We start from the raw sequence: 12175 nt of genomic DNA on the forward strand, positions 1-12175 counted from the left end.
TCCATAAGGAATGCATCCTTTGCTTGTCCCCGCACGGGGTGGATAGGACCAAAAGTGTTACGAAAGGCGCCCGAACTATTCGTTCAGGCCGTAGCGATAAATTCCGGCGCACAGGAGACCAATGACGCCAGCAACGAGCAGCGATGGAACAAACGAACGGAAGTGATCGGCGATCATCCCGGTCAGTGCAGGCGCCAGGGCACCCCCAAGAGACCCGCCTGTATTCTGGATTGATTCCATGGTTGCCACGCAGTCTTCGGTCACAACGACCGCCCCCAGGGCCCAGCCGCAGGTCATGGCGATGCCACCGGCGAAAAGGGCAATACAGATCAGGGCGATGGAGAGACCTAAAAAGGGAACAAGGCCTGTCAGCACGGTCATGATGGAGGCACACACCAGTCCCCAGACCAGCGGTGTACGGCAGGCGACTACCGGCGATACGCCACGACGGCCCAGCCAGTCGGTCAGGAACCCGCCCGTGATGCTACCGACAAAACCGAACATCTGGGGCAGCGCCGAGAGAAGGGACGCCTGGCGCAGGGTAAGATGATGGGCCTTCTGCAGATAGGCCGGCAGCCACGCGCCATATAGCCACGTAATATAGACGATACCCACAAAACCGCCGGTCATGACCCATGTGGAACGCTGCCTGAGCAGTTGCATGGGGAAGGGACGCCGCACATCTGACCGGTGTCGGGCGGCCATGGCCTGCGCCGGATCGCGATAGACCGTCAGCCAGACAAAAGCCAGAACCAGACTGACGCACCCGACGGCCACGGACATGCCGCGCCATCCCCACATGCTCATGATCAGCAGCAGCAGCGGGGGCGCCATGGCCGGACCCAGCGTGGCGGATGCGTTGAACAACCCGATTGGCCGTCCCCGCTCTTCGGCACGGTACCAACGTGTAATGACACCCGTGCCAGCAAGAAACAGTGGGGCCTCGCCTGCGCCCAGAAAGGCGCGGCAGGCAAAGAAAGCCCACAGGCTGGATACCAGCCCGAAAGCAATCTGGGCCAGTGACCAGATGATTAGGCTGATCCCCAGTACGATGCGGCCACCCCACCGGTCTGATACAAGTCCGGCGGGAACCTGACACACCAGATAGGCCCAGGCGAACGCCGACAGCATCCACCCCATCTGCGTATCGGAAAAGTGCATATCCGCGGCAATGGTTGTATTGCCGACAGACAATGCGGAGCGGTCGATATAACTGATGGCGCCCGCTACCATGAGAAGTGCGACAACACAGCCCCGACGCCGGGAATGGATCCGGCTTCCTGTTACGGATGTCATGCTGCTTATGCCGCGCTTACGTGTGGGGGGCGTATGGTCGTGGAATTGCCGCGCGTGCGCCGGGACTGGATATCCATGATACTGTCTTTCAGGCGCTCTATGCCTACACTGTCGGCGCGGCTGGTTTTCCAGACCAGACGTGTCGTCATGCGGTAGCGCTTTGGCAGGGGAAGGGCGCGAACCATGGCGGGATTGAACGAACCTGCCGGCAGCAGCGCGCAACATGTTCCATCCATCACCAGTCGCAGCAGAAGGGACAGGGACTGTGTTTCCACCATGCCGGCAGGTATGATCCCCTCATTTTCCATGAACATGTCCGTCAGGCGGCGCAGGCCGGTTCCAAATCCGGGCACGGCCAGGACATGGCGCTCCATGATGAGGGGAAACGACATGGCTGGTGATTCCTGGCTGTTCCGGGGCAGCACCAGATGGAGTTGCTGTGTCTCGACATTAATCGACTGGAAGTCCGCCGGCAGGTCCACGAGGTCACACAGCCCGGCGTCGAAATCGGCATTGATCAGACCGGTAATGATGTTGGGGGCCGCCGTTGTGGAGATGGTCAAAGGCGGAGAAAAACGCTTTTCCCGCCAGTAACTGACCAGCGTCGCCAACAGGATGGTCAGGGAACTGTCCGGGCTGGACGGCATCATGGCGGCAAGGTGCAGGGCACGTATCTGAAGGAAGTAGCTGACATTTTCATCCTTCATGATCTGGCGATACATCCGGTCTATGGACTGGCATCCCTGAATCAGCTGCCGTGCGGATGCTGTCGGCTGCACGCCGCAGGCTGATCGGACAAGTAATGATTTGCCGACAATATTTTCCAGCTTGCGGATCTGACGTGTTACGGTCGGCTGGGTAAGTAACAGTTTGCGCGCCGCCCCCATGATGCTGCCTGCCTCGCACACGGTCAGGAACTGGGCGATCATGCGAAGGCTCAGGCCTGAATCCAGGATGCGGCGCAGGGTTTCATCTGGCAGGCCGGGCAGCGCCACGCGCCGGCTTGAATAGAGATTCAGCCTGAAACGGGGCACCTGGGACGTCCTGCTGAGAAGCAGGTCATTGCACCAGTGCAGCAGCATGACGGATGAACGATAGAGATTCTGTCCGTAGGCGGTGGCCATGCCAGTATGATTGCGGCGATGTTGCCCGCGGGCGATAAGGGGAGCCGCCATGCTATGTTCCAGCGTGGAGACGGCATGACTGATGGTTGACTGGCTGACATTCAGCGCCGTCGCAGCGTCATGGGTCGATTTATGTTCGACCAGCGAGACGAAATAGATCAACGCTGACAGTTCCATCTTTCTCCTCCCTTTAGTCAGGAATGCTGCGATGATGCAGGCTACACGCTATCAGCAAAATAATAGCGCATCACTATGTTATTTATTTTTTGCACTATGGATATGATGCATAAAAAATAAAAAACGTGATTTTACGTTAATTATAGGAGTGTAAATTCCGCGCTATTCATCTGAACGTTTCCCCAGTTTTCAGCCATTTTCAGGCTATGATAAAAAGTTCCGTTACCGCAACAACCAAGCATGAAAAGGCATAGGCTCAGCATAATAAGGTATGGGCCAGGCACCCACGGCGATAATGGCCATGACTGACAACCGGGTGCATCATCCAACATCACAAAGGGATCCCGCCCCGGATCTGAATTGCTCCAGACTTTCCAGGGACAGGAAGCCGGGGGGACGCGTAACGTTATTTCATGGCTGGTCTACCGAAGCGCCATTCACCCGAATATCGTGGGCGTGCAGCAGGCGGTCCGGTGTTTATGGCACCCACCGGCCCCAGTACGCAGTTGCATTTTGTGGCGTAAATGAGCACGGATAGCGCTGGCCTGATGTGTTCGTCGCAAGACGGACCTTAGGATATGTGCGACGGGTAGCCTGCGTTGGGCAAGTTTTACGACGAAGCGCCTGATTTCCCGAATGGACCAGCGGACAAGGACCGTCATAACCAGGAAGACATGCCGATGTCCTCCATGCCAGGAGCGGGTTTCGTTATGATCGGGACCGAATTCGTTTTTTGCAGTCTCGAACCCTGCTTCAATTCTCCAGCGCGTCCCGTTGACGTTCACCAGTTCCTGCATGGTGGCACGTGCTATTGTGGACTGACATGTTTCCACTCGGTCCACATGGGCCTGGCTCCCGCTATCTGGCTGGGTTCTCTCCCTGTCGGCAGTGTTTCCTCATGGAAACCCGCCGTGGCCAGGGTCATCAGGAGCTTTACAGGGCTGAACCGATCCCGTGGCACGGGTCATGGCGAAACGGGAAATTCAGGGCGCTGTTTCGGATACGCCCATATAGGCACCGATACGACGGGAAAAATGGGGACGCACCGACAGCAATCCCCCGCAACCATGACAAGTCAATTCGTCGTGGGATACGTTGTCATGCATGGTATCGCAGTGAATGCACATGACCCGTCGGGCAGGGAAGGTGGGCGGACCCAGAAAGACTTCCTCAACAGACAGCCCCGCTCCGTCCGTAACCTTCACGACATCCGACAGGAACTGGATGTTGCCGGCAGCATATATCCGCAGTCCGACACGTGCGGTTTGCAGGTGGCTGGCAAGCTGCTCCAGCACATGGGCAACAGACCGGAAGGATACGTCTGGCGCGTGTTCTTCCGGCAGGACGTCACATTGCCGCTTTACGGTCCAGACCGACAGGATCGCAGGGATCGGGCCTTCTGGCAGGGCACAGTCCGGATCCTGCCTGATAAACAGATGACGCGTGCCCGTCATGTCAAAACGGAATTTCCGGAATGGAAGGTTACTGTAAGTCATATCCGCCTTGTCCCCGATACAGTCATCTCACCTACGGTCACCCTGCCAGACAAGGCCGGTAAAGGACGGTCCGGTGCAGGTTTCTTCATTTCTAATAACGGCACGTGCCGCACGCAGCGTATTGTAAAGCAGGCCGGAAATGGAGACAGGAGCGCACCCCACGATAGCGCGGCCCTGCAGGATGCTGATGTCTCGCCTGATTTCCGTAACGAAACCGGCAGGAAAGGTCCGGTCGCCCATCAACCCTTCTGGTACGATGCGCGCGCCCCCTTCCTGCTGTTTCGTATCAGGGCATGACTGGTTCAGGATGTAAATACGATTGTCTTGTGCCCGTTCATGATGGCCCGTCGCTCGATATGGTACCTTACGGCACGGGCGAGGACGCGGCGTTCAATATCACGTCCCTTGCGCACGAGGTCATCGGGGGTATCAGCATGGGAAATCCGCTCGACATCCTGTTCAATGATCGGTCCCTCATCAAGATCGCTGGTCACGTAGTGCGCCGTCGCCCCGATCAGCTTGACGCCACGCGCAAAGGCCTGATGATACGGGCGTGCGCCCTTGAATCCCGGCAGGAAGGAGTGATGGATATTGATGCACCGCCCCGACAGCCTGCGTGACAGGTCATTGGACAGGATCTGCATGTAGCGCGCCAGCACGACCAGTTCGGCGTCACTTTCCTCCATAATCTGGATAATGCGGGCTTCCTGTTCCGGCTTGGTCGCACGGGTAATGGGCAGGTAATGGAAGGGAATACTGCCAAAATCCAGATGCTGGTAGGTTTCACGCGGGTGGTTGGAAATGATCCCGACCGGATCAATCGCCAGTTCCCCTATGCGCCAGCGATACAGCAGGTCCACCAGGCAATGGTCAAACCGGGAAACCAGTATCAGGACCTTTGGCCGCACATTTGTGGTCGTCAGTGACCACGACATGGAAAACTTTCTGGCCAGACGGTTGAATTCGTTTTCCAGCACCGATCTGTCTGTTGCACCATTCAGTATTTCAAAGACAATGCGCATGAAAAACTGTTTGCTTTCGGTCTCGTCAAACTGCTGGGCTTCCGTAATGTTCGCCCCCAGTTCAGCCAGACCGTGACTGATGTCCGCGACAATTCCCGGTCGGTTGGGGCAGCTGACAGTGACAATATAGGTCATATTGGCATTATTGGTCATGAAGGAAGTTCCGATAAAGGGATGCCACTACATGCTGCGTGGCAAAGATCGTGGTGAAGACTATGTGCAAGGCTGCGAAAAACGAAAAGATCGTATGTCGGCGTCGCATCCTGCTGCAGGATCTGGACCGGGACATGTCCCGCAAGGGTCAATGCCGTGCTGCCCGGTGCGAATGCACGTGCGTGCAGATCAATGGGAATGAGCTTGGACAGTACTGCACGTGAATCCAGACCACTAACCCGCAATATGGCGCGTCCGTCGCCCTGCCGCGTAACAGTTGCATGGAGATGAGTGACCTGCTGCACACTGGCGGCAAGGTCAGGATGTTCATCCGGGGCGCTGACCAGCCACTGGTCCCGCCCCGACCAGATGCAGCACACCCCATCGCGGCCCGTAACAAAGGTGGGTGTTGTGGGCAGTTCAATGCCATATGCCGCCATCAGGGCCGACTGAACCGCCGCCTGCGCGGCAGGGGCGCATTGCAGGCTGACAAGCTGCCGGGACGGACCGGGCGCAATGCTGACACGGGCGGCCTGCGCGCCGGAGGGCGGCGTAAAGACACCTGGCGGAATGGGGGCGGTAGCGGTCAGGATATCAGACATGCAGGCGTGCTCCATCAGGATCAAGGAATACCGGGGAGCCTACCGTCGCCGCGACGACGCTATCGGCCAGCAGGTTGTGGACCATGACCGTCTCACCATGGCGTGCGGGACCGTTTGACAGAAAACCTAGCGCAATCCAGCCATCCAGCGTGGGCGACCATGCGGCGGATGATATCCATCCTTCGTCATGCGCGCCCGTGGCTGCAACACCGCGGGGCAGCAGATGGCTCCCGGCCACCAGTTCGTCGCGCGCATTGACCGGGCGCAGGCCAACCAGCGTGGGGCGGGCTGAATCCGTCAGGGCAGGGCGGGCTGCCATGGTGCGTCCGATGAAATCCTTCCTGGTGGACAGCATCCGTCCCATGCCAAGATCATGCGCCGTGGTCTGCCCATTCAGTTCCGGGCCGGCAGGATGACCCTTTTCAATGCGCATCACCCCCAATGCTTCGGTACCGTAGGGGGCGATGCCATAAGGGGCGCCTACCGTCATCAGCAGACGGGCCAGCGCATCGCCATAGCGTGCGGGCACCGCAAGTTCATAAGCCAGTTCACCGGAGAAGGACAGACGGAACAGACGCGCCGCCTGTCCGCCACATATCGTGATGTCCGCTGCCCCCATATATCCGAATGCCTCATGTGACAGGTCAAAATCCGGATCGACGATATGGCGCAGCACATTACGGGATTGAGGTCCGGCAATAGCCAGCTGCGCCCACTCGTCGGTCACTGATATGAAATGGATATCCAGCTCCGGCCATAACCATTGATGGCACAGTTCCATATGCTGCATGACCGCCCCCGCATGTGCAGTGGTCGTGGTCATGACATAATGCTGTTCCCCCAGGCGCGCCGTCGTGCCATCATCAAAGGCAAAGCCGTCCTCGCGCAGCATAAGACCATAGCGCGCCCGTCCAACCGGCAGTTTCTGCCACGCGTTGACGTACAGACGTTCAAGGAAGACCGCGGCATCAGGCCCCTGAATGTCGATCTTGCCCAGTGTGGTGACATCACAGAACCCGACGGCCGTGCGGACGGTGCGGACTTCCCGATTGACGGTATCGCGCCAGTCGTTTTCCCCTTCCTGCGGGAACCACTGCGCACGATGCCAGATGCCATTGGCCGTAAAGACGGCGCCCTGCTGACGCGCCCATTCATGGGTGGGGGTCAAACGGTCGGGCTTGAAGTGCCTGCCGGTATGTGCGCCCGCAAGCGCGCCGATGGCCACGGGCTGTACGGGGGGACGGAACATGGTGGTACCCGTCTGGGCAATGCTGCGATCAGTCTGCTGGGCCAGATGCACCAGACCGTTGATGCTGGATGTCTTGCCCTGATCCGTGGCCATGCCAAGTGTAGTATAGCGCTTGAGATGTTCGACGGAACGGAACCCCTCCAGTGCCGCCAGCCGTACATCCTTGACTGTGACATCGTTCTGGAAATCAATGAACGCCTTGCCATCCTTTCCCGACTGGCCATGGGGCAGGGGCTGCAGGGATTCAATGCCGTAGCTTTCCGCGTCCACGGCTGGCAGGGCTGGCGGTTCAACGGCAAATCCGCATGCGGCCGCCGCATCCTGCCCCTGCCGGGCACCTTCATCCAGGCAGGCAGCAGTCGTGAAGGTACCATTGGCCACACCTGCCGCCTGCATGCCGGGGGGAAAGATCGTGGGAACAAACGCACACGATTGCGCATTATAGGACGGTTTCGCGCCATGGTGGGTCGTCAGACTCAATTCGGGATTCCATCCGCCTGACATGGCAATCAGGTCGCACGCGACATGTCTTGTCCTGCCCGAACGGTCACGGATGGCGGCGGTATGGACCCCCAGCCGCCCATATGTGCTGACGATCGCCCCCCCGATGAACAGCTTCGCACCGGCCATCTGCGTCACCTGTCGGGCCAGCGGGGTTTCGGCAGACCGCGTATCGACAACGGCGGCGATCTGCGCACCTGCCTGGTGCAGGTCCGTAACCGTGCGCAGACCGTCGTCATTATTGGTGTAAATAACGGCACGCCGTCCCGGTACCACGCCAAAGCGATTGACATAGGTGCGTACTGCGCCCGCCAGCATGATGCCCGGACGGTCATTGCCGGAAAAAACCATGGGACGCTCGATCCCGCCACTGGCGACAATGCAACGGCCCGCCACGATACGCCACAGGCGCTGGCGTGGCTGCCCCGCTGCGGGCGTGGCGACATGATCGGCCACACGTTCCAGCGCACCATAGGTCCCGCTGTCATACGCCCCGAAAACACAGGTGCGCGTCATGATACGCACTTCAGGCATCTGGCGCAGGCTGTCCACGGCCTGTTGCGCCCATTGCCAGCCCGGCGCACCATCCAGTTCGGTCCGATCCGCACGCAGGCGGCCACCGGTAACGCTGTCCTGTTCACACAGCACGACCCGCGCACCCGACCGCCCCGCCGCAAGGGCGGCAGCCAGCCCTGCCGGGCCACTGCCCACTACCAGCACATCACAGAATGTAGTGGCTTTTTCATACAGGTCCGGATCGGCCTCATCCGCCGCCCGGCCCAGGCCGGCCGCACGGCGGATGAGCGGTTCGTATACCTTTTCCCAGAAACTGGCAGGCCACATGAAGGTCTTGTAGTAAAACCCGGCCGTGAAAACGGGGGAAAACAGGCCGTTTATGCCAAGCGCATCCACCTTGAGGGACGGCCAGCGGTTCTGACTGCGCACCTCCAGCCCGTCAAACACCTCGGTCACGGTGGCGCGGCTGTTGGGTTCACGCCGTGCGCCGGTACGCAGTTCCAGCAGGGCATTGGGCTCTTCGGGGCCTGCCGACAGGATGCCACGGGGACGGTGATACTTGAACGACCGTCCCACCAGCCGCTGCCCGTTAGCCAGCAGGGCCGATGCCAGCGTATCACCCGGATGGGCGGGATAACGTACGCCGTCGAAAGTAAAATGGATCACCCGTCCCGGATCAACGCCATTGCCGCCGCCCTTACGCAGGGACTGCGCCATGGCGGGTGTTGTTTTCTTGCCAAACAGTATCATGACGCAGCACTTTTCCTGTCATGGCATGCGATATCGACCGCACGGGTCACATCGGCGATTTCATGGGTGCGTGTGTCACGCGTGACAACCAGCCACGCATGGCAGCCTGCGGCATGGTACCACAGTTCACGGTGCCACCCCGCCGGATTGTCACGCAGATAGACATAGTCCACCCAATCCGATGCAGTTGCGTTGACGGCGGGACGGCGAACCGTGGCATCCCCCCGATAGGTAAATTCCTCAAGGCCGCGTGGTCCGCAGCAGGGACAGTTCAGACGCATTGGAACCTCAGTGCAGATTGGGCTGCGCGCCCATGCCTTTTTCATCAATCACGGCCCCACGGCCAAACCGGTCCAGCCTGAATGCCGTGGCAACCGGATGGGGTTCGCCACGGGCGATCAGGTGGGCAAAACACAGGCCTGACGCGGGCGTGGCCTTGAACCCGCCATAACACCACCCGGCGTTGAGATAGAGATTGTCCACTGTTGTCCTGTCGATAATGGGACTGCCATCCATGGTCATGTCCATCAATCCGGCCCAGTGGCGCAGCAGCCTGACACGGCCGATCCGGGGCATGAGCGCCATGCCGCCTTCACACACGTCCTCGATGACCGGCATGTTCCCGCGCTGGGCATAGGAATTGTAACCGTCGATATCACCGCCAAAGACCAGCCCGCCCTTGTCGGACTGGCTGATATAGAAATGTCCCGCGCCAAACGTCACCACACAGTCGATAAAGGGTTTCAGCCCTTCGCTGACAAAGGCCTGCAGTACGTGGCTTTCAATCGGCAGGCGCAGCCCGGCCATGGCGGCGACACGGGACGAATTGCCAGCGCAAGACAGCCCGACGCGCCCCGCGGCGATGAAGCCGCGCGTGGTGTCGACCCCCACGGCACGGCCCGCGCGCATGCGGATGCCGGTAACCTCGCAGTTCTGGATGATGTCCACGCCCAAACGGTCGGCCGCGCGGGCATACCCCCATGCCACGGCATCATGCCGCACGGTGCCTCCACGCTTTTGCAGCAATCCGCCCCGTATCGGGAAACGGGCATTGTCGTAGTTGAGGAAGGGCAGCTTCCGCTGCACCGCCGCCGCATCCAGCAGCTGTGCATCCACCCCATGCAGCCGCATGGCATTACCCCGCCGGATATAGGCATTGCGCTGGGCATCGTTATGGAAAAGGTTGAGTACGCCGCGCTGGCTGACCATGGCGTTGTAATTGATGTCCTGCTCCAGCCCTTCCCACAGCTTCATGGAACATTCGTAAAAGGGCACATTGCCCGGCAGCAGGTAATTCGAACGGATGATTGTTGTATTGCGACCGATATTACCGTTGCCGATCCAGCCTTTTTCCACGACCGCCACCCGGCGGATGCCATAACGCCGCGCAAGGTAATAGGCGGTCGCCAGGCCATGGCCACCACCCCCTACTATTACAACATCATAACCAGGTTGGGGCGTGGCGTCGCGCCATACGGGCTGCCAGCCTGTCTGACCGCGCAATGTTTCCCGTAAAAGGAAAAAAATGGAATAACGATCATTTTTCATTACGAAATCTTCAATCCGTTACTGAAATCCATGCTAGATGGTTTCGTAACAGGAACATTATAAATTTCTCTTATGGTATGGTGTGATGACGCTTCATGTTCCACCGTTCGATCTTGCCGCACTGAATGTCTTCCTGGCCGTGTGCGATAATGGCAGCATGGCGGCAGCCGGGCGCATGCTGGGCATAACCCAGCCTGCCGTGTCACAGACGATTGCCGATCTGGAAAAACGTGTTGGCACGCAACTCTTTGACCGGGGGGTGCGCCCCATGGTGCTGACAACGGCCGGCACGGTGCTGCGCCAGTATGCCACCGGGCTTATGGTCGAGATGCGACAGATTGCTGCCCGCCTGCAGGAAATGCGGTCGGGAAGGGTACACCTGCTACGGATCGGCGTCGTCGATTCCCTGTCACGTGCCGTAATGGGGGAAGTCTCCAGCTTCATGCGTGCGCGTGTGGACCGTCTGGTGGTGCATGCCGGCCTGACTGAATCTCACGCCGCCGCCCTCCTGACCCGCCAGATCGATTTCATCCTCAGCGTCGATGACCTCGAAGACATCGCGGACCTCGAACGCTGGCCGCTGTTTGAGGAACCTTATATACTGCTGTGCCCCGCAGGCGTGCGCCCCCCGACGGAGGCAGCGGACCTGCCCGCCTTTTTCGCCGCGCAGCCCTTTGTGCGGTTTTCCCTGCGCTCACGCACGGGCAACGAAATCGAACGCTACCTGCGGCGGCTGAAGCTGGACATACCCTATGGTCAGGAATTCGACCGGCCGGAGGGGGTCCTGGCTGCCTGCAGGCTTGGGGGCGTGGCCATTACGACGCCGCTGTGCCTGTATGAATCAGGGTTTGATGGCAGTTGCGGGCTGACATGTCACAGGCTGCCAGTGGGCGCATTCCGGCGGCGGCTGACGCTGGTTGCGCGGCGGCGGGAATTCGGGCGCCTGCCATTGGATTTTGCTAAATCACTCCGGACTGTTCTTATGGAGCAGACACTTGGCGAACTGGCGGGCTATTTTCCTGTCTTTGCCGATCAGATGGACGTCCTGTCCTGATTTTTGTGTTTTCTGGAGAGTATGCATGGCCGCACCCCGCAAGTCCCGTTCCGAAAAGGCCACGGCCGACCTGACCACCGGATCATCCGCAGGTCCGGTCCGTGAACTGACGCTGGAGGAATCGCTGGGTGCGCAGATCCGGCTTCTGCGGCGGCGGGCCGAACTGACGGGGGCAGACCTGGCCAGTAGCGCGGGCATATCGCTGGGCATGCTGTCGAAAATAGAAAACGGGCAGATTTCTCCCTCGCTCTCCACGCTGCAATCAGTGGGCCGTGCGCTGAATGTGCCACTGAGCCAGCTATTCGCGACATTTGAAGAACAGCGCGACTGCTCCTTCGTCAAGGCGGGCAAGGGGGTTGTCATTGAACGCCGGGGCACGAAGGCAGGACATGAATACCAGCTGCTGGGCCACCTTCTGGGCGGCAGCATGGTGGTCGAGCCCTATCTCATCACACTGCACGAGGACGCCAAGCCCTATACCAGTTTCCGCCATCAGGGGGTGGAGATCATCTACATGCTCAGCGGACGCGTTCTGTACCGGCATGGTAACGAATCGTATGAAATGGGGCCGGGCGATACCCTGATGTTCGATTGTCAGTCACCGCATGGCCCGGAACGCCTGATCGAAAAACCCATGAATTACCTGTCGATTATTGTGTACCCACGGCAGGAGGACTGATCACGAAT

At 59.5% G+C, this 12175-nt stretch carries 11 protein-coding genes and 1 pseudogene; 2 read left to right on the plus strand and 10 right to left on the minus strand.

Annotation, left to right across the window (positions count from 1 at the left end; genetic code table 11):
• Positions 1-75: 75 nt before the first annotated feature.
• From S101446_RS03955 to S101446_RS04000, 10 genes and pseudogenes are all read right to left on the minus strand, one after another.
• Positions 76-1296, minus strand: a complete 1221-nt coding sequence (locus S101446_RS03955) for an MFS transporter (protein ID WP_087607684.1) — start codon at positions 1294-1296, stop codon at positions 76-78.
• 5 nt (positions 1297-1301) lie between these two features.
• On the minus strand, positions 1302-2597 hold the full coding sequence (locus S101446_RS03960; RefSeq protein WP_053322857.1) for a LysR family transcriptional regulator: 1296 nt from the start codon (positions 2595-2597) through the stop codon (positions 1302-1304).
• Positions 2598-3256: 659 nt separating this feature from the next.
• A pseudogene (locus S101446_RS17630) lies at positions 3257-3391 on the minus strand (IS701 family transposase); the annotation flags it as partial.
• 189 nt (positions 3392-3580) lie between these two features.
• Positions 3581-4051, minus strand: a complete 471-nt coding sequence (locus S101446_RS03970; protein ID WP_087607686.1) for a dimethylamine monooxygenase subunit DmmA family protein — start codon at positions 4049-4051, stop codon at positions 3581-3583.
• Between the two features lie 69 nt (positions 4052-4120).
• Positions 4121-4333: a hypothetical protein gene (locus S101446_RS03975; RefSeq protein WP_087607687.1), complete on the minus strand. Its 213-nt coding sequence runs from the start codon at positions 4331-4333 to the stop codon at positions 4121-4123.
• A gap of 62 nt (positions 4334-4395) precedes the next feature.
• Positions 4396-5268 carry a formyltetrahydrofolate deformylase gene (gene purU, locus S101446_RS03980; RefSeq protein ID WP_053322859.1) on the minus strand — a complete coding sequence of 291 codons (873 nt, stop codon included), beginning with the start codon at positions 5266-5268 and terminating at the stop codon, positions 4396-4398.
• Positions 5265-5870, minus strand: a complete 606-nt coding sequence (locus tag S101446_RS03985) for a sarcosine oxidase subunit gamma (protein ID WP_053322860.1) — start codon at positions 5868-5870, stop codon at positions 5265-5267. The genes purU and S101446_RS03985 overlap by 4 nt, the downstream gene beginning before the upstream one ends.
• On the minus strand, positions 5863-8886 hold the full coding sequence (locus S101446_RS03990; protein WP_244184485.1) for a sarcosine oxidase subunit alpha family protein: 3024 nt from the start codon (positions 8884-8886) through the stop codon (positions 5863-5865). Before S101446_RS03990 ends, S101446_RS03985 begins: the two co-directional genes overlap by 8 nt.
• Entirely contained in the window at positions 8883-9167 is a 285-nt protein-coding gene (locus S101446_RS03995; RefSeq protein ID WP_087607688.1) for a sarcosine oxidase subunit delta, read from the minus strand. The genes S101446_RS03990 and S101446_RS03995 overlap by 4 nt, the downstream gene beginning before the upstream one ends.
• A gap of 7 nt (positions 9168-9174) precedes the next feature.
• On the minus strand, positions 9175-10434 hold the full coding sequence (locus S101446_RS04000) for a sarcosine oxidase subunit beta family protein (RefSeq protein ID WP_087607689.1): 1260 nt from the start codon (positions 10432-10434) through the stop codon (positions 9175-9177).
• 85 nt (positions 10435-10519) lie between these two features.
• Between S101446_RS04000 and S101446_RS04005 the strand changes: the two genes are divergently transcribed.
• Positions 10520-11488: a LysR family transcriptional regulator gene (locus S101446_RS04005; RefSeq protein ID WP_053322864.1), complete on the plus strand. Its 969-nt coding sequence runs from the start codon at positions 10520-10522 to the stop codon at positions 11486-11488.
• A 25-nt stretch (positions 11489-11513) separates the two neighbouring features.
• Positions 11514-12167, plus strand: a complete 654-nt coding sequence (locus tag S101446_RS04010) for a helix-turn-helix domain-containing protein (RefSeq protein ID WP_087607690.1) — start codon at positions 11514-11516, stop codon at positions 12165-12167.
• Positions 12168-12175 lie beyond the last annotated feature (8 nt).

The sequence above is a fragment of the Komagataeibacter europaeus genome, assembly GCF_002173515.1.
GTDB classification, from domain to species: domain Bacteria; phylum Pseudomonadota; class Alphaproteobacteria; order Acetobacterales; family Acetobacteraceae; genus Komagataeibacter; species Komagataeibacter europaeus.